Raw genomic sequence first — 21,252 nt, 5'->3', positions numbered from 1 at the left:
CTCTTCCCTTCAGTTAAAAGCTGACAAGCAGCGATTCAATTATTAAATACCATCCGTCCACAAGGACAAATAACAAGATTTTAAATGGCAGCGAAATCATGACCGGGGGAAGCATCATCATCCCCATTGCCATGAGCGTGCTTGCCACAACCATATCAATCACTAAAAATGGGATGAAAATAACAAAACCGATTTGGAAGGCAGTTTTCAATTCACTTATGGCAAATGCCGGAACGAGTGAAGTGAACGGGATTGCTTCAATGCTATCCGGTTTTTCCAATCCGGCATATTTGAAAAACAGCGCCAAGTCCTTCTCCCGTGTATGCTCCGCCATAAATTGCTTGATTGGGAGAGAAGCTGAATCCAATGCTTCCTGCTGGGAAGTTTCCCCATTCATATAAGGCTGGAGCGCCGTTTCATTGATTTCATTCATAACCGGTGACATGATGAAAAAAGTTAAGAATAAAGCAAGGCCGACCAGCACTTGATTCGGCGGCATGGATTGCGTGCCGAGGCCCGTCCGGACAAATGACAAGACAATGACGATGCGTGTAAAGCTCGTCACCATTATCAAGATTGCCGGAGCGAGCGATAAGATTGTCAATAAGGCAAAAAGCTGCAAGGTTGTTGAAACGTCCCCTGGCGCGCTTCCACCAAAGTCGACGCCCGGAATATTAATGGTAAGCAAAAGTTCCGGCATCATGATGAACTACCTTCTTTTTTTTCTTCTTGGTCCAACTCTTTTTCGAGTTGTTCTTGTTTCAGCTTTTGCTTGGTCAAGCTTTGGCTGAACAATTGTTCAAATCCTGTTGCTTTCCCCGTTTCCGTGCGGTTGTTCACTTTGCCTTTGACAAAGCTGACCACAGGATTCGACAAGAGCGTTGCTTGCCCATCCAAATCTTTTTCGATACTGCTGATTTCATCGGCATCTGTGAACTCTTTGATCAAGGTCACTTGGTCGCCGACACCGATCATGTAAATCTGATTGCCGACTTTGATAAGCTGCAGAGATTTGTTGTTGCCCAGCGGCGTACCGCCCATCAATTTTACTGCCTGATTTGGCAGCAGTTTTTTCTGGCGCAATGCCAAAAACTTGATGAGCCCATAGATCATTGCCAGGATGAGCAGTGTGTACAAAATCAACTTGCCGATGATAGTCGTCAAGCTTTTATCTTCTGTCACCACCGCCGCTTCTGGTTGTTCTGTTTCATTCACATCCGTTTTTTTGTCGTTTTCCACCCAGTCGGCCACATTTGTGTCTTCCGCTTCGGTAAGCGATGGACCTGACAATGCGAAAAACGAAAAGAACAAAAGCATCATCATAGCGTATTTTGAAATTTTTTGGCTCACACTCGGTAAACTCCTTACTAGACGCATTAACGCAGTTTTGAAATGCGGTCTGCTGTACTTAAAATATCGGTTACACGGACGCCGAAGTTTTCGTCAATAACGACCACTTCTCCAACAGCGATAAGCTTATTGTTGATTAAAATATCAACAGGTTCCCCGGCCAACTTATCGAGTTCAATGATAGATCCTTGGGAAACTCCCAGTATCTCTTTCACCATTCTTTTTGTCCGTCCTAGTTCCACAGTCACTTGCAATGGGATATCCAGCAGCATATTCAAGTTATTCGGCTCTGCTTGTGCTGTGATGGTTTCATCGAAACTTGAAAACTGGACACTTTGGATATTCGGCGCCGTATTCGGATCTTGCGTATTTTTTGAATTGCTTGTTTGATTGTTCGATTGGAATTCCATACTTTGTATCTCCTCCGGATTTTCTTCAATCATCGTATCGGTTAAAATGCTCACTATATGCTGCGCCAGCTTGACAGGTATGTATAAACAAAAGCTGGCACTTAGTTCAGTACCGATTTGCATTTGGAAATCCGCTTCTACAAAAGATTCTTCCTTTGTGAAATTTCCAATTTGAAAATCTTCATTGTTGTCAATGATGTCCATACCGGAAAGCGAATAGGCCACTTCTACATCTAAAACCGTGGACATTGACCGGGAAGCTGAAGTGAACATTTGCTGGACTACTTGCTGGACCACTTCGAACTGCTTCTCCACGTCTCCCGCTTCGCTTTTCGAATCTACCAGTTGTGTAATCGTCTCTACACTTTTTTTATCAATTGATAAAAATTGAATTCCTTTGACGCCGCCTGCATATTCACCCAAGACAACGTGAAAAGGCGCTTTGGCGTTTTTCATCAAAATCTCTTTCGGCATAACAGCAAGGTTTGGCGGCATGATATTTACTTGCTCTGACAACAACAAAGAAAGGTCGGCAGATGAACTTCCTAACGCTACTGCAAACAACTCAGTTATGGCTTCTTGTTCAAAAGTTGTCAAAGAATTATCGGCTTTCTTCTCTTTTATCGGATTTTGCCTGCCTAATAATCCGCTGATTTCGTCTGGCGATAACTTTTCAGTTGTCATCAAATTCTTCTCCTTCTACATGAACATCGGTGATTTGGACCGCTATTTTCCCTTTTGAAACCCCGGGTTGCGCGAAAAACTTCTGCTTATCATCAACCATGATCGTTACTGGATCCGTATACGATTCGTTCAATCGAATAATGTCCCCGCTTTTTAAACTTAAAAAGTCTCCGATTTCAATGACGGATTTACCTAAAATCGCTGTAACATCCAGTTTGGTCCCCTGAAGTTTTTTCTCGAGCGCTTCCACTTCATGATTTTCGATAATTTTCTTCTGGTTTGCCAACCAATGCCGCGCAGACAATTTCGGTAAAACTTGTTCTAACCCGACGTGAGTTAAACAAATATTTATGGTTCCCTCAACATCACCAATTTTGGCATTCAAAGAAATTAAGATAACGGTTTCGTTTGGAGGTGACATTGTTAAAAATTGAGGATTGACTTCCAGTTCTCTTAACTCGGAAGTCAATTTAACAACAGATGACCACGCTTCTTCAAAGTTGTTTAAAGCATTAATGAAAACACGTTGAATCACATTAATTTCTATTTCAGTAAGCTCATTGGTTTTTTGAGTGATATTACCCTGGCCGCCAAGCAATCTGTCTAACACGACATAAGAGACAGTTGGAGAAAATTCCATAATCATATTGCCATGCAACGGTGGCGCTTTAAAAACGCCTAGTATGGACCTTTTCTCTATATTTTGTATTACAGCTTCATATGCGTATTCTTCTACCGAATCAACGGAAATTTGGACGAAAGTCCGAAGTTGTGTTGAAAGGTAAGAAGTAAGCAAACGCGCAAAGTTTTCATGTATTCGGGTCAACGTACGGATTTGGTCTTGCGAAAAGCGAAGCGCTTTTTTAAAATCATACGTATGGACTTTTCTTCCAGTTCCGTCCCCATCCCGTTCTGGTTCTTCTTTCGCTAATGTCGCAAGAAGAGTATTGATATTTTCCTCAGAAAAAACATCCGCCACAGCATTCTCTCCTTTTATTCTTCCTCACTCGGTTTGCGCAAGCCGGATAATAGATTTATCTTCCGGTAGTAGCCCGTCACTTTTTCAGAAACTTCTTCAACCGTTTCCAATACATACACTTTTTTACCGGATGCCATTGTAACGATCGTATCTGGAGTGGCATCCAATCTTTCGATATAAATAGCATTCAATGAAATTTTTGTTCGATTCAACATCGTCAATTGGATCATGAAAAAGCGGAGAGAGAGAAGAATTCTTCTCTCTCAACTACCCCCTTTATTATCGTTTCAAGTTAACAACTTCTTGCAAGATTTCGTCCGAAGTCGTGATTGTCCGGGAGTTCGCTTGGAATCCGCGCTGCGCGATAATCAGTTCTGTAAATTCCTCTGTTAAGTCAACATTCGACATTTCAAGCATACCAGAAGCGATTTGTGTGTTTCGCGTGGCTGCGGTCCCAGTATTTATACCATCTGGGCTAGCAGAAGCAGTCATTTCATACAACGAACCGCCTACTTTTCGCAAGCCTGCTGGGTTTTCCGGATTTGAAATTCCGATAGTCTGAATAGTAACTTCTGTTCCGTTATCTGCACGCTTTCCAATTACTCTTCCTTGAGGATCGATAGCAAACGAAGAATACGTATCCATCGGGATATTGATAGCGTTGCCGGCACCGTCTAATACACTGTGGCCTTGCGTTGTAACCAAATCACCATCCGCATCGACCAAAAAGTTTCCGGCGCGGGTTAAGAATTGATCTCCTTGCGCATCTTCTACAACGAAAAATCCGTCGCCTTGAATTGAAAGGTCTGTGCCTACACCTGTCGTCATCGATGAACCGGCAGTATGGACTGTGCTGATAGAAGAAGTTTGTGTGCCCAGTCCGACTTGCATTGGGTTAACACCATTGCTTGACATGTTTTGGCTTAATAAATCTTGAAAATTGATCGTACTTTTTTTGAATCCTACAGTATTGACATTGGAGATGTTATTGCCGATAACATCCAATTTTGTTTGAAAACCTTTCATGCCTGATACTCCTGAATACATTGAACGAAGCATTTAATTTTTCCCCTTTCAAGAACTGTCCTTGGCCCGAAACGGGTTGGACTGTTTCTTGTCGAATATTAGTTTTTTATGGTTTTTCAATTCGGTTGATCGCATCGAGCGGAACTTTCACATCATTTTCCAGTTCCACTTGCATCTCACCGTTCTTAAGCGACAATGCTCTCACGGTGCCTTCCCCGGATTCGAGCTTGCCGTTCACTTGTTGTTCCCAGTAAATTGTATTGCCAATCAAATCGGCATAATCTGTCAATGAACTATTGCTTTGCGTACCGATAAACTGGGTCATCGCTGTATTTATATTTGTCAATTGCTCTAGGCTACTGAATTGTGCCATTTGCCCGATAAATTCCGTGTCTTTCAATGGTTCCATTGGATTCTGGTTTTTCATCTGTGTGACCAAAATTTTTAAAAACGCATCCTTGCCTAAAGCATTTGCAGATTCTTGCTTCGGTACTGCCGCCGCTTGTGTACTGACTGAATTTGAGCCAGTTATATTCATGGAATCGCCCTTCTTTCTTAAATGGTGTAATCCACTTTCATTATTGAGCCATCATTTGACTGGCGCCGTACAATTTCCGCTGCATCTTCTTCAATGCGTTGGTATCCGTTGCGGCTCCGCGCTGATGCTCCTTGTTTTTGCTGTTGTGAAGAGCGCTGGTCGGGATGGGCGTTTTGCTGTCCGAATGATTGCTGGGAACTTTGTTGGGTGATTTCAATCTTCTCGACCATTATTCCCTGTTGCATCATAGAGCTCCGTAACAAGCTAGCTTGCTGGTCAAGCGCTTCTTTCGCTGCTAGACTGCTAGTGAAAAGCTGGGCTATAATCTTCCCGTCGATAGAAGTCAATTTAACATCCATATGACCAAGGTGCTCAGGAAAAATGCTGATCCTAATCTGTTTGCTGTCGCCATCACCGTTCAAGCGAAACGAACCTCGCAACACCTCTCCCAATTCTTCAACCAAATTGGACATACGGACCGTCGCTTGCGGAACATTCGCTTCTGGCCGTTGCGGAGCCGGGTTGCCTTTTACCGCTTCCGTCCCCGTTGCTGCGGGCAGCTGGCTTTGTTCGACAGGAGCTGTTGAAGCTGGAGCTTCTTGAAGTTTCGGCACCATTTCTTCGGCTGAAGATTGAACTTCGGCAATATTCCTGGAAACCTGATTTGCCACAGGTTGTTGAATTTCTTTTGGCCGAACCAAATCAATCGGTTCTTGCTTCAATCCTGTCGCTTGCTTTAAAACTTGTTCTAGTTGCTGTACTTGCACAGCCGCCGTTTTTGTTTCGTTTTTCTGCTGCTCTATTCCAAACTCTTTTGCCATGCTAGCTAATTGCCCAAAAACTTGCACCAACTTTTCAGAGTCGACTATCCCCCCCGATATTGGATTTTTCTCAGGTGTTGCTTCAACCAGTTTTTGCAGCACTTCAACTGCTTCTTCAATCAAAGTTGCTAACTTCGCTTGTTCTTGTGGACTGCTTGACAGCTTTTCGGGAGCAGGCGCTGTTGGCACCATTTCTTTTTGTAAGGGTTCTTCAACAATAGGAGTAGGCTGGAATGAATTGTTCACTAAAACATTCTCCGCCACCACTTCCGTTCCCCGTGCATTTTCCGGCTGCAGCTGATGCGCCAACAGTTGCATTATCGCTTGCATCATTTCCTGCTGTTCAGGGGTCAAGTTGTCTTGAGGCAGTTCTTGTAAAGTGCTCAAGAGATTTTCCATCTTCTCCTGTATTTCTTCTTGTTGCTGGGTGGCAGTAGCCTGTGGTTCTGTTGGCGCAGCTGGAGATACAGAACCTATCAATTGCGCGAAATCTATTGTTGTGCCTTTTGCCGCTGCATCTGCTTTTTTATTTTCAGTGCCCGGGGCAACGTGCTTGGGTAGCGTTTGTAAAGAAAGCGGCAATGCATTCATGGATTATCCTCTTTCCGCTAAACTAGCTTGTGAATTCCGGAAAAACCTCGTGCCCGCAATCTCATCAAAAAAGATCTGTTCTTCTGCTTTTGCTTGTTCTTTGAATAAAACCAGCTTTTGCTGCTTGAGGCTGTCCCACGTCTGTTCTTCCTGGGCTTTCGCTTGTAGATTGTTTTGTGTTTTTTTAACATTTGTTTGCAGGCGTTCAAGTTCCCGGTTCGATGATAATAATTGTTCCTGCAGTTGCTGAATATAATCCATTAACATTCTTAGTTCTAAAATGTTTACGCCTTCTTGCTGTCTTTCCTTTTTCAAAAGCTCGGCATCCAGCAACTTACTATAAATCGCTTCTTTTTTTTGATGCCCAACTTCTTCTTTTTTCATGGCATCCGCCATCTGGATTTGGGCAAAACCCTTTTCATTTCCCTTTATGTCTAATATCTTTTGAAAGCGAAAGTTGAATTTTGTCACTTTTTCATTCCTCCAAATTGGGTTGTTAACCGGCCAACGCTTGCTTCAAGCTTCGCTTTTTCATAGATGTCCTGTTGTAAATACTCTCGTATTAGCGGATATGAGCGGATAGCATCATCAATTTCTTTGTTGGCCCCACTTTTGTATGCGCCAATATTGATCAAATCCTCCGAAGTGGTGTACGCCGCAAGCAGCCTCTTTAGTTCGGCAGCTGCTTGTTGGTGCTCTTTTGATACTACTTCGTGCATGACTCGGCTTACACTTGCCAGGACATTGATAGCTGGAAATTGACCCCTTTGCGCAATTTTCCGGTCCAGTACAATATGGCCATCCAATATTCCCCTTACAGCATCCGCAATCGGCTCGTTCATATCATCACCGTCAACGAGCACCGTATAGAAAGCAGTGATAGAACCTTTGCTTGAAGTGCCCGACCGCTCAAGCAGCTTTGGCAACAAAGCAAACACGCTCGGCGTGTAGCCTTTGCTCGTTGGTGGTTCACCGACAGCAAGTCCCACTTCCCGTTGGGCCATTGCAAAACGGGTCACTGAGTCCATCATCAGCATGACGTTTTTCCCTTGATCCCTGAAATATTCAGCAATCGCAGTTGCCGTCAGAGCACCTTTGATACGCTGAAGCGGGGTCTGGTCGGAAGTTGCGGCAACAACCACAGATTTCTTCAAACCCTCCGGCCCCAAATCACGTTCGATAAAATCCCGTACTTCCCGGCCCCGTTCTCCGACCAATGCGATAACGTTGATGTCCGCTTCGGTATTACGGGCAATCATGCCCATCAATGTACTTTTTCCGACACCGCTTCCCGCAAACACGCCAATGCGCTGCCCTTGGCCGACTGTCAATAAACCATCGATGGCACGGACACCGACTTCAAGCGGCTTTTCAATCCGTGGTCGGCGCAGGGGATTCGGCGGCATATTATTGGTTGAATAATTCACCAGGCCTTTTGGCAATGAGCTTTCGTCAAGCGGTTTTCCCATGCCATCAAGCACTTTCCCTAGGATAGAGGGCCCGACTTTTATTTGAAGAGGATATCCGGTCGCGACAACCAAACAGCCTGGTCCAACCTGTGAAATATCACGGAGCGGCATTAAGAGAATTTTGTTTTCCTTAAAGCCGACCACTTCCGCTTCAATGGGCCGTTCGTGCCGATTCGGATACAACAAGCAAAGTTCGCCCATTTTGGCGTATGGACCACGCGATTCAATCGTCAAACCGATCACTTGAATCACTTTCCCATGCTTTTTCACTGGTTCGATTTCATCCAATAACGCCAAATACTCATCTTTCTGAAAGGTCATCGTTTGTCTTCTCCTCGAAATAGATCAGTAAACGCTTTTTTATTTCCTCTAGTTGCCCGTCAATCGTGGCATCGTATGACCCGCTCGCTGTATGGATCATGCAGTCCCCGTTTGAAAGTGTCGCAACCGGAATTATTTTTAATTGAGAATCTGTGCGAATATAGGTTTTAAGCTCTTCAAGAAAGGGTAGAATAACTGGGTAGTCTTCTGAAGAAACTTGCAAAAGCACATCTTCCGACTCCTCGATTTGCAGCAACGCTTGTTTCACAATGTTTATCAGTTGCTCATCGTGTTGCTTCAACTCGGTTTTTATCACCTTTTCCGCGGCTTTTATACTCAGTTCAAGCAAAAAAGGTTCGGCTTCTTGAATGATTTTCTCTTTTTCAAGATAAGCGAGTTCAAGAAGACTTTGCATATTCTCCTGTTTTCCAAGGTAATCCGCTTCCGCTCTTTGAATTCCTTGTTCATAACCCGCTTGATAACCTTGCACCTCCGCTTCGTCAGCCAATTTTTGCGCTTCCAATTCGGCTTCTTCCTGCTTATCCGACCACCATTGCTCGATTTTTTTTTGGGCTTCTTCTTGTTCCAATTTCAATTGGTTTTGCAATTTGCCCAGTTGCGTTTCTAAAAGGCTGATTTCTTGTGTCAGGTATTGCTTTTTTTCTCCTAGAGGCATTTCCAGACCGTTAAAATCCAGCTGTCTAGTTTCTATTTTTTTCGTTCCGATGATTTTCGTTTCAGTCGCAGGGAAGGATTGGAAGCGAATAACATTAGACAATCACTTCATCCCCTTCACCACGGGACACAATAATTTCGCCATCTTCATCCAGACTGCGGATCAATGCAACAATAGTTGTTTGCGCTTTTTCAACGTCTTTCAGTTTGACAGGACCCATGAATTCGATTTCTTCCTGGATAACTTCAGCACGGCGAGAAGACATGTTGGCATAAATGCCATTCTTCACTTCTTCGCTCGCTACTTTTAACGCATAAGTCAAATCGACATCGTTGACATCCCGGATAATCCGCTGAATCGATCGCGTATCCAAATTGATAATATCTTCAAAGACAAACATCCGTTTCTTAATTTCCTCAACAAGATCTGGCGAGTCTGTTTCCAATTCGGAAAGAATTGCTTTTTCAGTCCCGCGGTCCACTTTATTCAATACACGGACAATAGCTTCGACTCCGCCTGTAGATGTATAGTCTTGGGCACCAGTGGCCGATAATTTCCGCTCAATGATTTGTTCGACTTGGTGGATGATTTCCGGAGAAGTACTCTCCATCAACGCAATTCTCCGTGCCACTTCAGTCTGTTTTTCAGGTGGCAGCTGGGACAGAATTTGTGATGATTGCTTTGGATCCAAATAAGAAAGGACGAGCGCGATTGTTTGGGAATGCTCATGCTGCAAAATATTCAAAATTTGTGTCGGATCGGCTTTTCTAGCAAAATGGAACGGTTTTACTTGCAAACGGCTCGATAACCGGCCGATAGTCTCATTCGCCTTTTCTTTTCCCAACGCTTTTTCCAGTATATCTCTGGCATAGTCAAGACCGCCTTCGCTGACAAAGTCTTGGGCAAGAATCAATTCATAAAACTCGTCCATTACTTCTTCAGTTTCGCTGCTTTTCAAATGCCTCACATTCGCAATCTCCATTGTCAACTGATCGATTTCCGTTTCTGTCAGCTGCTTGAAGATATCCACGGATATTTCCGGGCCTAAGCCAACAAGCAAGACAGCCACTTTTTGAACGCCAGTCAACTCTTTCATACTTTTAACCATATGCCACTCTCCTACTCTTCAGCCATCCATGTACGCAACAGTTTAGCAAAATCATCCGGCCGTCCTTTAGCCAATTTTTCAATTGTTTTCCGCTTCGGACTCTCCGTCGCATCAAATTCCGACAAGTCAAACTCGTCTTCTTCCAATTGTTCGACTTTAACGACTGGTTGATCGAATATATCAAAATCGTATTCCTCTTCTTTTTGCTTTCTTCTGCGCATTATCAAAATCACTATTCCGCCAAACAGCAACACAACTGCTCCGGCAATGGCCAACATCAATGGATTGCCGATCAGAGTGTCAAACCATGAAACGTGTACCGGTTCTTTCTCAACGATAATTTCCGGTTTCCCTTGAAATTCCGTTGCAAAGACCGAAATCCGATTGTCCAATTCTTCTTCAGTCACTTCTTGTCCGCTCATGCTCAGAGAAGTACTGACAGTATTCTTTAAAAGATTGCTGATGTCATCAATGTTTTGCTGGGTCAAACTTGCCGGATTTTGTGGATTCGGCGGTTCTACCCCCACGTTGATCGTGATGTCATCAATAACATAAGGGCTCATCTCAATCTGCCGGTTGATCCGGTTCACTTCCCGATTGATCCGCTCCTCCGTCTTTTCGGATTCCGTTGTCCCGCCTAATCCTGCCGCCGGGTAATTGGCAATCTCGCTTTCGCCCGTCCCTGTTGTGTCTTCGACTGTAGCGCCTTCGCTCGCATAGGTTTCAACAATGCGTTCAACGCTGATGTCAATGCCTTCATTTGTTTCTTCGTTAACCGGTTCGACCAGTTTTTCTTCCCGTTTTTCTTTTGTAAAGTCGATACTTGTCATGACGGACACAACGACTTTATCCTGTCCGAGCGTCAATCCGAGCATTTGCTGCAATTCGCGCTGGATATCTTTTTCAATGTCCTGTTTGATTTCGCGTTGTTGCTGATAAATGGACAAGCTAGTGTCCATTTGGTTTTCTTCCTGTGCTTCAAACACTTGTCCGTTTTGGTCCATAATCACAATTTCTTCTGCCGGTAAATCAGGTACACTTTTGCTGATCAAGTGGTAAAGGCCATTCACTTGTTTTGGGTCCAATTGAAAAGAAGGGTCTCCTTGGATGACGACTGATGCTGTCGCCACTTGTTCTTCATCAGTAATCCAGACATTTTCTTTCGGCAGTGTAATCATGACACTTGCTTCGTTGACGCCATCGATTTGCTTGATAAGTGAAGCAAGTTCATTTTGCATGGCGTCACGCTCAACCACATCAAAATGCCGGTCTGTCATGCCCAGTCCCATGTTTTCACTGAAAATACCGTAATCGACGTTTCCGCTTTCCGGAATTCCTTCAGCAGCCAAGTTGACTTTTAAATTAGAAATTTCTTCTCTTGGCACGCTGACGGTTGTACTATCAGACGAAACTTGTACCGGAATGCCTTGTTCTTCAATTGCCGCTTTGATTTCACCAGCTTCAGATGCTTCCAAACCAGAGTAAAGCGTACCGTATTCGGTTTTGTTGCTGAAAAAGACAAAAGCTAAAATAATCAGGAATGTAGCAAGAAAAGATCCCACAATCGTCCATTTGACGACAGGTGAAAAATTGCTCCATGAACTTGTTAGTTTAATTTTAAAACTTGCCATCTTCTCTTTCATTTATCGTTCATCCCTCATCTTTGCCAAAAGAATCATAATTGCATTCTCATAACTTCTTGATAGGCTTCTACAACTTTATTTCGCACTTGCACAGTCAATTCCAATGAAAGGCTCGCTTTTTGCGCAGCAATCATCACTTCACTGACATCGTTCACTTCGCCCGTCACCAATTGCTTGGTTTTGTTATCCGATTCTTTTTGTGCCGCATTCACGTCTTGCAAAGCCTGTTTGAAAATATCGGCGAAGCCCTCTGCCATGTTTTCAGTTTTTGAAACTGACGGATTTTGGAACATTGGTGTTTGAATTTGACTAATTTTATTCATAGTACACTCCCTAATGCTTTAATTGATTACTTGCCAATCTCCAACGCTTTCATGAACATGCCTTTTGAAGCGTTGAGCGCAGTGACATTCGCTTCGTATGATCGGGTGGCCGACATCAAATCGACCATTTCTTTGACCGGATCGACATTTGAACTTAGGACATATCCTTCCGCATTGGCATCAGGATGTGCTGGATCGTACGTTTGTGTAAACGGTGCATGATCTTCCTTAATATGGGAAGCCATGACTCCCGATACTTGCGCCGACCCTTTGTTTATCGTCGATTGCAATTTCTGCTCGAATGGAGATACACCCATTTGAGACAATTCCACCGTCTTCCGGCGATACGGCAGCCATTCGCCATCCACAAGTTGTGCACGGTTTGTATTTGCGTTCGCAATATTGGAAGAAACAACATCCATCCGCAGGCGATTTGCTGTAAGCCCCGATGCACTAATATTCAGTCCACTAAATAAGCTCATCCCTCTTACCTCCCGCCATTGATTACTGTCCGAAGACTATTTAAGTTGCCGTTTACGCGCTCGGTCAACGCGTTATACCATAGTTGGTTTTCTGCAAGTTCAGCCATTTCAACGTCCATGTCAACGTTGCTGCCGTTCAAGTTGTAAGTTGTGGAATTGCTGGTTTTTATTGAAGGATTGAGTTGTGAAGAGCTGTTTCCAAATGAAATATGTTTTGGGTCTGTTTTATAGCTGGCCATTGGCTGGTTGTTCAAAACACCGTTCAAAGTTGCTTGGAAATCCACTTGTTTGCTTTTGTAGTTCGGTGTATCAACATTTGCGATGTTGGAGGAATGCACTTTTTGTTTTAGCGCGGACGCTGCCATAGCTTGCTCCAGCGACTTGAAAGTTGGCGATAAAATATTCAATTTCTCATTGCTCCTTTGCTTCAGTATATTTTGCATATAAAAATCCACCCTTAAAAAAGGTGGATTTACAGTAAACAATCCATCTTTCGGCAACCCGGCTACCTTATATAGTGATATACGTAGGCCCGTGGCTTTGCGTCCTTATCTTTCGAAGAAGTTTGCCATTATCGTGGTATTGAACTGTTCAGATTTTCAAACTCGTCAATTAGAACTATTTTGAAATATTGGTCTAAGTCATAGTATCACCTTTTTATGAATTTGTATATTTTTCTTTAAAAATTTTTTTCAACTATATTTTCCAATTTTTTATTTTGTTTATCCTAGATTGATGATATGCTTACGAGATAATCATCATAATAACAAGTGAGAGGAAGTACCTGTCTATGTTTCGTGGTTTATATACTGCCACCTCCGGCATGATGGCCCATAATCGAAAGCAACAAGTCTTGACCAACAACCTTTCAAACGCCAATACTCCAGGATTCAAGCAAGATCAAACAGTTTTACGTGCTTTCCCAGCCCAGCTTTTGAGTGCAATGGGCAAAGGAACAGCGTTGCAAAGCGGTTCTCAAAGAATTGGCACACTCAATACAGGGGTCTATGCACAAGAAGGGATCCCGTCTTTTACACAAGGCGCATTAAAAGAAACGGGCAACAGCACGGACATTTCTCTTATGTCAGAGCTATTGCCGCTGAATCCAGAGTCGGAACAGAAAGGAACAATCATGTATGCTGTACGCACCGAAAACGGCGAAGTACGATATACCCAGAACGGACAATTCACTGTTGATCAAGCGGGACTTCTTAGGACAAGCGATGGCCATACCGTTTTAGGACAGGACTTAACACCTATAAATGTTATTTCAAAAGAATTCACTGTGCAAAACGATGGTCAAATCACCTTAGAAAACGGTGCTTCTGCAGGCAGCTTGTGGATTGGTTATACAGAAAATTCCGGGCAACTGGTAAAAGAAGGCCAAGGATTGCTGCGCTGGGATGGTGCCGCAGAAGATGCTCCGCAATCGGTTGAGGATGTCCCGCTTCTGAACGATTCGGCTACGTTTGTCCAACAAGGTTTTCTTGAACAGTCCAACGTGGACTTGACCACCACGATGACTGAAATGATGAGCACATACCGAGGATTCGAATCGAACCAAAAAGTTATTCAAGCCTATGACCGCAGTATGGAAAAAGCGGTCAACGAAATTGGCCGGATTTAAAGGAGAAGCTGAATAGATGAATATCCAAATGAATACAGCAGCCACCACGATGCGTGAACTGCAGAAAAAAGTCGATATGATTGCCAACAATGTAGCCAATGTAAACACGGCTGGATATAAACGCCAAGAAGCCAATTTTTCAGACGCGCTTGTCCAATCAATCGAAAAACAAGCAAATCCGCAGAATGAAGTTGGCCGCCAAACGCCATATGGCCTTCGTATCGGAAGCGGCGCAATTTTTGCCCAAACAAGTTTGCAAACGGAGCAAGGAACAGTCAAACAGACAGATCGCCCGCTCGACTTTATGATCCAAGGCGATACTGGATTTTTCCGGGTGTCATCCGAAGGGCAGACCTTCTACACCCGCGATGGCTCTTTCCAGTTGCAGCCTGTGCCGAATTCAAACCAGGTAAATCTTGTAACAGCGAACGGCGATTCGGTTCTTGATAGCAGCAATCAGCCAATATCGTTTGTCGGCGATTATGAATCCATCCGAATGAATGAAACCGGCACGCTCGAAGTGACTTACAAAAATCCGGCACTTCAGCCAACCCAGATCGAGGTGGGTATTGCCGACATCAACCGTCCAAACTTGCTGGAGAAAGTTGGCGGTAACCGCTATCAGTTACCCGGAACAGAGGCCGAACAAATAGCAAACGGCAACTTGCAGCTTGGCAACAACGACATTCGAATCAGCCAAGGAGCTCTTGAAATGTCAAACGTCGATTTGACTGATGAAATGTCCGAATTGATTTCAACCCAAAGATTGCTCGAATCCCAAGGCAAAGCGATTTCATTCGCTGACGATATGATGGGCTTGGTCAACACGATAAAAGGTTAACGAAAAAGAGCAGATGCACAATGCATCTGCTCTTTTTTAACCTTCAAGAAGGGAGTGGACTTCCAGAATTTTCTTTATGTACGTTTCCATTTCTGTCACGAAATATTCCCGCGCTTATATGAATGGTTCCTAGACCTCGATAAACTAATCCACCTTTTCAATGAATCCATTGCTTCCTATATGATAATTCCGGATCTCCCTTTTTCGCATCTTCGAACCTTCCTTTAAAAAGTTACTAAGCCTTTCTGTTTATTTTTCCCATTCAAAATAAAGCATTTCATATGACCTTTGGCTAATTGATTATTTTTCCAACTAAATATTATTGCTCTAGAAAAAATTACCGATACATATAATAGAAGAAAAATTAAATTTACGTAAATTTTCAGCTATGAATTTAACCAAAACTATAAAAAAGCAGTCTGCCGGAGCAGACTGCTTTCTCATTTTATCTTAAAAAATCCATTAAACTTGGCTGAATGATTTTTGCTGAAGAAGCCAAACTTGCTTGATAAACACTTTCTTCGCTTTTCAACTTGATAATCGCTTCTGCGTAATCGATATCTTCGATTTTTGACAAACGCGCTTTAAGGTCCAGCATGCTGTCTTGGATGCGATTTTCAATCGATTCGACCCGGTTGGTCCGGGCTCCCACTTCAGCCGCAGCCCCTAGCAAACGGTCGATGCTTTTATCAATCGTTTCAAGAGATACGGTATTTTCACCCGTCCGCAATCCATTCGCCAAATCCGACAGCGTTTTAAAAAGATTTCCTTCATCTTCAATATTGCCAAACATTTGATCTGCTGTTATGTTGACTTTCACCGTAACGTTCTCGCCGATTGTTATAAGTTTCTCACTGTTGTCAAATGAATTTGTCAAATAAGAATCAGGGTTTGGAAACGGTGCCTGGTCCGTTTTTGTCCCGTTAAACAAGTAATTATCGTTTACTTTGGTATTTGCGAACTGGCGAACTTGTTCGTTCAATTGCTCCACTTCGATGGCAATCGCTTCCCGATCGCTTTGGGATAAGGTATCATTTGCGCCTTTTACTGCCAGCTCCCTGGCGCGCTGCATCACATTCACCACTTGGTTGATTGTTTGGTCGCTTTCATCCAACCACAGCTTTGCTTCATCTACATTGCGCTCGAATTGCTCGTTTGCCGCAATTGTGCTTTTTAGATTCATTGCTTTGCTGATGCCGTTCGGATTATCGGATGGGCGCGATAGTGTTTTTCCAGATGCAACTTGATTGTTCAATTTCTCGAATCGGCTCAAGTTTTGATTCATCTGCCGAACCGAATTTTGGTGCATCATTTGTTGCGTGACTCTCATTTTTTTTCCTCCATTTAAGCCGGCTTATCGTCCCATCTGATTTATGATGACGTCAAGCATTTGGTCTGTTGTAGAAACGAAACGCGCTGCAGCGCTGTATGAATGTTGGTACATGATCAAGTTGGCCATTTCCTCATCGATTGATACACCAGTTACGGACATTCGGCGATTATCTGTTGCCAAAAGCGCCGCTCCGTTATTTTCAACCGTTCTGATAGCCGACTGGCTTTGCGCTCCCAATTCACTGACTAGCGACTGGAAAAACGTCTTGACTTTTTGAATATCGCCATTCGCGTTTTGCGCCGGATTATCTTTGCTAATTGTTGGATTAACGTTCAGTTCCGAAACTTTAAATGCAGCCTTGTCTTTTGTGAAAAGATTGGCGCCAGGTGCACTTGCCTCGGCCAGGCCATTCGCCGTCACGAACTGTTCAATCGTGCTCGCCAGTTCCGTTTGATAATGCGCTACCGTTTCTTTCGACTGGATAATCCCAGCCAGTTTTCCGCCGCTTACTTCAGTGCCGTCTATGATTGCCCCACTTTTCACATCGCTTTTGACAAGCGAAGTTCCAGCAGTACCATCGGCATTCCGCAGGCTGATTGAATTCGTGCCGTCTGTATTTGCCGTCACTTTGATGGTAGCAAGCGTCGAAAGTTCTTCTACCAGCGCATCGCGCTTATCCATCAAATCGTTCGCATGGTTACCGGCTTTTTTGATGCTGCCATTCAATTCTGCAATCTGTTTTGAAATTTCGTTTACTTGATTGACCGTATCGGCCTGTTGGCGATTTAAATCATCTATTGCATAAGTCATGTCGCGGTCCATTGCTTGCGCCGTGTTGACGAATTCTGTCGCCCGTTCTTTTAAAACTGTTTGCGCGGCGGAACTTTTCGGCTCATTGGCGACATCTTGCCAAGCTGCCCATAACTGATCCATAGATGAGCTAAGCCCGGTTTCACTCGGTTCGTTAATAATTGTTTCGAGCCGATCAAGCGTTTGTTGCTTTACTTGCGATTCCCCAAGTGCTGAAGATTGATCTTGGAACTGGCGGTCTAAAAAACTGTCTCTCACACGGGTTATCGAATCCAAGGAAACGCCGGTACCTAACTGTCCGCTTTTCCCGCCGGATGTCCATACATCGAGCGACGGGGAAGCGCTTGCGTTCACTTGTTGGCGTGAATAGCCTTTTGTATTTGCATTTGCAATGTTTTGGCCAGTTGTCGTGATGCTTGTTTGAGTTACCGCTAATCCGCGTTTCCCGAGTTCTAATCCATGAAATGTTGAAACCATGTTTTTTCCTTCCTTCTGCCTTTGATCAAGCTTTTGTATCAAAAAAGCCGCGGCTGCTAGTTTGTGTTTTTTGCTGCGCCAATGGGGATCGATAATTGAAATTTTGATTTTTCACTGTGGTGACTTGATCAATCATGTGCTGGACAAAATTCATCGCGTCTTGCAACAGCCGTTCATTGACGCGGTTTTTCGCTTGCAGTTCGACTAACACTGCTTGCAGCGCCGTAATACATGATTGCAATTCATGTCTCATTTCTTCATCCGGCAATTGATCAACGAATTGGCTGAAGGATATGCCAGGATGATTTTCCAGCACAGCGTATACGAGCCGTTCACGTTGTTGATCTACTCGGCCGAGCTGCTTGATCAGCTTCGCTTCTTGTTTGACTAATAAATTCAACTCATTAATATTGCGTTCAATCAGTATAGTTCTTTTTTGGTCCGCAAAATCGATCAGTTGTTTCTGTATCATGATAAGCTCATCTAGCGTCGCGACGACTGATTGGAGCATCCGACACCCTCCTCTTTAACACCCTGCTCTACTTGCCGAACCAGAACTGAAACATTTTATCGGCCACTTTATCCGCATTGTCTACATATTCACCGGATTCGATCTGGGCTTTTAATAGATTTATTTTCTCTTGTCTAGCTGCATCAACTTCAGTGTTTTTCACATACATTTCTTTAGCTTGGCTTGAAATCTCCAATTGATCTTCCTTTTGCGCCGGTTTAGCCTTTGCCGCTGGAGCGGCTTGCACTTGTTTTTGATAAGATTGAATAAAGGATGAACCTGTAGTTTTATCAATATTCATGCCTTCACCACCCTGTCGGTTTATTTGCTGTTCTTTATATGCCAGTAGCCGCGCTGTTTATGGGACTCTGTTTTTTTCCCCATACTCTCGGCCAATTGTTCGCTTTTCAACACCCGGTTAACATCTGTTGCGAATTCATCAAAACAGGAGTTGCATAAAATTTGCCTTTTTATCAGTTTACCACACCGATTGCATGGATAACCGAGGTTCGGATAATCACCCGCAAAAATCCGGCCGTCCCGGATGAATTCCGTCAACCGCTTAGCGGAAACACCTGTGGCTTTTTTCACTTCCTCTAGCGTAGTCAATCGATTGTCTTCGATTTTCAAAAAACCATTGACGAGTTCAAATTCTTCTTCGATTTTTTTATAACACTCCAAGCAGTGATCGGTATGCACTTTCAAAAACAATTTGCCGCAAATGGCGCAATTCTTTAAGCGGTTTGAATCCATATTCGACCACCTGATGCTTTCTATTATTTATATCGGCAAAAGCCGCAAAAAGTTTAGCCTAAAACGCAATTTATTGTACTTTAAATTCTGTCACTAAGACGCGTTCCACTTTTCCGGTCGATATGATTTTGTTGAGCTTCTTGTACAATTCTTCTTCAAGCTGCGCAATGCCGTCTTTTCCGACCATTTTTTCTTTTGTCATTCCAGCTACCGTGGATATAATAGCAGCGCGAATTTCTGGCGTCCGTTTTTCTGTTTCTTCTTTTGCCTTTTTGCTGTCCAGCTGGATGTTGAATTGCACAATGCCAAAATGATCAGGAGTGGCGAGATTCGTCGTAATGACATCTGTATCAATACTGCGTTCAGCCAATTCTTCCGCGGACGGCTTTTTATCCGCCGCTTCTCCAGGCTTCATAAAATATATGAAGCCACCGCCTGCCAGCAAAGCTACAATAATAATGATGAGAATCAAGTTTACTTTCCCCATGGGACACCTCTAAACAGTTAGTTTTCTTCTTGTTGTTGATAATTTGAAATCAGAACTTCCACACGGCGGTTTTCAGCTCGCCCTTCAGCGGTCTTGTTCGATTTGATCGGCTGATATTCGCCATAGCCAGTAGCGCTGAATCTTTTTGGATCCAAGTCTTTGTTTTCCAAGATAATTTTCATGAAGTTGATGGCTCGGCTTGAGCTCAATTCCCAGTTTGTCGGAAATTCCTCTGATTTAGTCGGAACATTGTCTGTGTGCCCTTCAATAAAAATGTCCCTCGGCGGATCTGTAACAAGTAAACGTGAAATTTCCTCTACAACCGTCCTCGATTCTTTTGTGATGTCCGCGCTTCCCGACTCATACAATACGCCTTCTTTGATTTTCAGTACTAGCCCCTTTGCCGTCATCTCGGTTTGCAGCTTCGGGTCCATCCCTTTTTCTTTGATATAGGCTTCAATTTTTTCCTGTAGAGTTCCAAGGTCTTTCTGGTCTTGAAGCCGGGAAACTTCTTCCTGGCTGCCTTTATCCGGCTCTTTTTCACCGATTTTCGCCATTGGTGAAGTATCTTCGAAGGTTTCGACAGCCGCCTCGTTTTCGAGTACGCCTGTTCCGCCTTGCAGCTCACTGTTGAACGACTGGGAGAGTTGTTCGAATTTCTTTGAATCCACTTCACTGGCCGCGAACAAGACAATAAACAACGCGAGCAAAAGCGTCAAAACATCGGCATAAGGCAATAGCCATGCTTCATCCACATGATCTTCATGCTTTTTTTTACGCTTCAATTTGAGCACCCACTCTGTCCGGCTCTTTCAGTTCACGGTCTTTCGACGGCAAGTATGTCAATAATTTCTCTTCCACTACGCGGGCAGGCAGTCCACTTTGAACGGATAAGAGCCCTTCAAGCATGATCATTTTCATTCTTACTTCTTGTTCCGATTTGCGCTTCAACTTGTTGGCGAAAGGATGCCACAGCACATACCCCATAAAAATCCCGAACAGCGTCGCGATAAATGCAGCGGAAATGGACTTCCCGAGCAATGCGACGTCATCCAGATGGCCAAGTGCAGCAACAAGCCCGATAACCGCTCCCAAAACTCCCAAAGTCGGCGAATATGTTCCTGCTTGCGTGAAGATTTTCGCTCCGAGTTCATGCCGTTCTTCCATTGCCGAAATTTCTTCTTCCATCAGTTCACGGATTTGTTCTTGCGATTGCCCGTCCACGACCATCTTCAATCCACGCTTCAAGAATGGGTCTTCCACTTCTTCCGACCGTTCTTCCAGCGACAAAAGCCCTTCTTTACGCGCTATCATGGCCCATTCCGTAAACATAGGAATCATGTCTTTGACCGGCACCATTTTCAAATCGCTGAAGACGACTTTAAAAAGCGTCGGCACTTTTTTCACTTCATCCATTGGAAACGCCACTAGTATACAAGCAACCGTTCCGCCCATAATAATGACAAGTGCCGCCGGATTATATAAAGCGATCGGGCTTGATCCTTTTAAAATCATCCCGCCGATCAATACGGCAAATCCGAGTATTACGCCTATTCCTGATGTTTTATCCACATCAAAACCCTCATTTCAATCTTTAATCGTGTGTTGTTAGTGCCCTTTCACGCTTTCCATTATCTGTTTCCAAGTTTCGCGCATTTCGCGGACATAACCTTCCACTTCAGTTAATATTTCAACATCATTTTTTGTATTGGCTTCAATCAATCGCGTATACATGTATTCATATAATTGATCCATGTTTTTTGAAATGTCTATATCCAGATTCAATGTTGCCCGGAGTTCGTTGACAATGTTTTGCGCTTTGATGATATTGGTGTTCTTTTCTTCAATGTTCTTCTCCAGCATCGCGCGTTTTGCCAATTTGATGAACTTGACGCAGCCGTTGTAGAGCATAAGCGTCAATTCCTGAGGCGAAGCGGTTAACACTGAATTTTGCTGGTATGCCTGATAAGGATTGATTGTTGACATTGTGAT

At 43.7% G+C, this 21,252-nt stretch carries 27 protein-coding genes and 1 riboswitch; of the genes, 2 read left to right on the top strand and 25 right to left on the bottom strand.

Translation table 11 applies throughout. The features are described 5' to 3' along the window. Positions 1 to 13: 13 nt before the first annotated feature. The 16 genes from fliP to flgB all read right to left on the bottom strand — a co-directional run bounded on the left by fliP (position 14) and on the right by flgB (position 12,864). Positions 14 to 703, bottom strand: a complete 690-nt coding sequence (fliP, locus tag FQV30_RS04830) for a flagellar type III secretion system pore protein FliP (protein WP_146498985.1) — start codon at positions 701 to 703, stop codon at positions 14 to 16. After that, a complete protein-coding gene (locus FQV30_RS04825) occupies positions 700 to 1,350 on the bottom strand; it encodes a flagellar biosynthetic protein FliO (RefSeq protein ID WP_255473310.1) in 651 nt (216 codons plus the stop codon). Before FQV30_RS04825 ends, fliP begins: the two co-directional genes overlap by 4 nt. Positions 1,351 to 1,376: 26 nt before the next feature. Beyond that, positions 1,377 to 2,444 (bottom strand): flagellar motor switch phosphatase FliY, encoded by a 1,068-nt coding sequence (gene fliY, locus FQV30_RS04820; RefSeq protein ID WP_146498984.1) that lies wholly within the window; start codon positions 2,442 to 2,444, stop codon positions 1,377 to 1,379. Continuing rightward, positions 2,434 to 3,423, bottom strand: coding sequence for a flagellar motor switch protein FliM (gene fliM, locus FQV30_RS04815; RefSeq protein WP_146498983.1), 990 nt, complete (start codon positions 3,421 to 3,423; stop codon positions 2,434 to 2,436). Before fliM ends, fliY begins: the two co-directional genes overlap by 11 nt. A gap of 14 nt (positions 3,424 to 3,437) precedes the next feature. Further along, on the bottom strand, positions 3,438 to 3,653 hold the full coding sequence (locus FQV30_RS04810; protein ID WP_146498982.1) for a flagellar FlbD family protein: 216 nt from the start codon (positions 3,651 to 3,653) through the stop codon (positions 3,438 to 3,440). A gap of 49 nt (positions 3,654 to 3,702) precedes the next feature. After that, positions 3,703 to 4,482, bottom strand: a complete 780-nt coding sequence (gene flgF, locus FQV30_RS04805; protein WP_146498981.1) for a flagellar basal-body rod protein FlgF — start codon at positions 4,480 to 4,482, stop codon at positions 3,703 to 3,705. 73 nt (positions 4,483 to 4,555) lie between these two features. After that, positions 4,556 to 4,987: a flagellar hook assembly protein FlgD gene (gene flgD / locus FQV30_RS04800; RefSeq protein WP_146498980.1), complete on the bottom strand. Its 432-nt coding sequence runs from the start codon at positions 4,985 to 4,987 to the stop codon at positions 4,556 to 4,558. 17 nt (positions 4,988 to 5,004) lie between these two features. Further along, entirely contained in the window at positions 5,005 to 6,399 is a 1,395-nt protein-coding gene (locus FQV30_RS04795) for a flagellar hook-length control protein FliK (RefSeq protein ID WP_146498979.1), read from the bottom strand. Between the two features lie 3 nt (positions 6,400 to 6,402). Further along, entirely contained in the window at positions 6,403 to 6,870 is a 468-nt protein-coding gene (gene fliJ / locus FQV30_RS04790; RefSeq protein WP_146498978.1) for a flagellar export protein FliJ, read from the bottom strand. After that, a complete protein-coding gene (gene fliI, locus FQV30_RS04785) occupies positions 6,867 to 8,189 on the bottom strand; it encodes a flagellar protein export ATPase FliI (protein WP_146498977.1) in 1,323 nt (440 codons plus the stop codon). Before fliI ends, fliJ begins: the two co-directional genes overlap by 4 nt. Beyond that, the gene (locus tag FQV30_RS04780; RefSeq protein WP_146498976.1) at positions 8,170 to 8,967 is read right to left on the bottom strand and encodes a FliH/SctL family protein; all 798 of its coding nucleotides are present in this window, start codon (positions 8,965 to 8,967) and stop codon (positions 8,170 to 8,172) included. The genes fliI and FQV30_RS04780 overlap by 20 nt, the downstream gene beginning before the upstream one ends. Then, positions 8,960 to 9,973: a flagellar motor switch protein FliG gene (gene fliG / locus FQV30_RS04775; RefSeq protein WP_146498975.1), complete on the bottom strand. Its 1,014-nt coding sequence runs from the start codon at positions 9,971 to 9,973 to the stop codon at positions 8,960 to 8,962. Before fliG ends, FQV30_RS04780 begins: the two co-directional genes overlap by 8 nt. An 11-nt stretch (positions 9,974 to 9,984) precedes the next feature. Beyond that, the gene (gene fliF, locus FQV30_RS04770; RefSeq protein WP_146498974.1) at positions 9,985 to 11,616 is read right to left on the bottom strand and encodes a flagellar basal-body MS-ring/collar protein FliF; all 1,632 of its coding nucleotides are present in this window, start codon (positions 11,614 to 11,616) and stop codon (positions 9,985 to 9,987) included. A gap of 32 nt (positions 11,617 to 11,648) precedes the next feature. Then, positions 11,649 to 11,939: a flagellar hook-basal body complex protein FliE gene (gene fliE / locus FQV30_RS04765; protein WP_146498973.1), complete on the bottom strand. Its 291-nt coding sequence runs from the start codon at positions 11,937 to 11,939 to the stop codon at positions 11,649 to 11,651. A 26-nt stretch (positions 11,940 to 11,965) separates the two neighbouring features. Continuing rightward, entirely contained in the window at positions 11,966 to 12,421 is a 456-nt protein-coding gene (gene flgC, locus FQV30_RS04760; protein ID WP_146498972.1) for a flagellar basal body rod protein FlgC, read from the bottom strand. Positions 12,422 to 12,426: 5 nt separating this feature from the next. Further along, on the bottom strand, positions 12,427 to 12,864 hold the full coding sequence (gene flgB / locus FQV30_RS04755) for a flagellar basal body rod protein FlgB (protein WP_255473309.1): 438 nt from the start codon (positions 12,862 to 12,864) through the stop codon (positions 12,427 to 12,429). Positions 12,865 to 12,913: 49 nt separating this feature from the next. Beyond that, a riboswitch (cyclic di-GMP riboswitch) is annotated at positions 12,914 to 13,001 on the bottom strand. Positions 13,002 to 13,211: 210 nt separating this feature from the next. Here flgB and FQV30_RS04750 point away from each other — a divergent pair. Then, positions 13,212 to 14,048 (top strand): flagellar hook-basal body protein, encoded by an 837-nt coding sequence (locus FQV30_RS04750; RefSeq protein ID WP_146498971.1) that lies wholly within the window; start codon positions 13,212 to 13,214, stop codon positions 14,046 to 14,048. Positions 14,049 to 14,064: 16 nt separating this feature from the next. Further along, entirely contained in the window at positions 14,065 to 14,889 is an 825-nt protein-coding gene (locus FQV30_RS04745; protein WP_146498970.1) for a flagellar hook-basal body protein, read from the top strand. Between the two features lie 445 nt (positions 14,890 to 15,334). On the opposite strand, the gene flgL is transcribed toward FQV30_RS04745, so the two are convergent. From flgL to fliS, 9 genes are all read right to left on the bottom strand, one after another. Then, positions 15,335 to 16,219, bottom strand: a complete 885-nt coding sequence (gene flgL, locus FQV30_RS04740) for a flagellar hook-associated protein FlgL (RefSeq protein ID WP_146498969.1) — start codon at positions 16,217 to 16,219, stop codon at positions 15,335 to 15,337. Positions 16,220 to 16,243: 24 nt separating this feature from the next. Continuing rightward, positions 16,244 to 17,509, bottom strand: a complete 1,266-nt coding sequence (flgK, locus tag FQV30_RS04735; RefSeq protein ID WP_146498968.1) for a flagellar hook-associated protein FlgK — start codon at positions 17,507 to 17,509, stop codon at positions 16,244 to 16,246. 25 nt (positions 17,510 to 17,534) lie between these two features. Continuing rightward, on the bottom strand, positions 17,535 to 18,020 hold the full coding sequence (locus tag FQV30_RS04730) for a flagellar protein FlgN (protein WP_146498967.1): 486 nt from the start codon (positions 18,018 to 18,020) through the stop codon (positions 17,535 to 17,537). A 28-nt stretch (positions 18,021 to 18,048) separates the two neighbouring features. Next, entirely contained in the window at positions 18,049 to 18,321 is a 273-nt protein-coding gene (gene flgM, locus FQV30_RS04725; protein WP_146498966.1) for a flagellar biosynthesis anti-sigma factor FlgM, read from the bottom strand. A 20-nt stretch (positions 18,322 to 18,341) separates the two neighbouring features. Beyond that, entirely contained in the window at positions 18,342 to 18,773 is a 432-nt protein-coding gene (locus FQV30_RS04720) for a flagellar protein (protein WP_146498965.1), read from the bottom strand. A 70-nt stretch (positions 18,774 to 18,843) separates the two neighbouring features. Then, the gene (locus tag FQV30_RS04715) at positions 18,844 to 19,260 is read right to left on the bottom strand and encodes a flagellar basal body-associated FliL family protein (RefSeq protein WP_146498964.1); all 417 of its coding nucleotides are present in this window, start codon (positions 19,258 to 19,260) and stop codon (positions 18,844 to 18,846) included. A gap of 17 nt (positions 19,261 to 19,277) precedes the next feature. Further along, complete coding sequence (gene motB, locus FQV30_RS04710) at positions 19,278 to 20,045, bottom strand: flagellar motor protein MotB (protein ID WP_146499572.1); 768 nt, start codon at positions 20,043 to 20,045, stop codon at positions 19,278 to 19,280. Continuing rightward, positions 20,035 to 20,832: a flagellar motor stator protein MotA gene (gene motA / locus FQV30_RS04705; RefSeq protein ID WP_146498963.1), complete on the bottom strand. Its 798-nt coding sequence runs from the start codon at positions 20,830 to 20,832 to the stop codon at positions 20,035 to 20,037. Before motA ends, motB begins: the two co-directional genes overlap by 11 nt. A 36-nt stretch (positions 20,833 to 20,868) precedes the next feature. Further along, positions 20,869 to 21,246: a flagellar export chaperone FliS gene (gene fliS / locus FQV30_RS04700; protein WP_146498962.1), complete on the bottom strand. Its 378-nt coding sequence runs from the start codon at positions 21,244 to 21,246 to the stop codon at positions 20,869 to 20,871. Positions 21,247 to 21,252: the final 6 nt, after the last annotated feature.

It is taken from the genome of Planomicrobium sp. CPCC 101110 (assembly GCF_007859395.1).
Classification (GTDB): Bacteria; Bacillota; Bacilli; order Bacillales_A; family Planococcaceae; genus Planococcus.
Note: the sequence above shows the minus strand (reverse complement) of the source record. Positions and strands in the feature narration are given on the sequence as shown.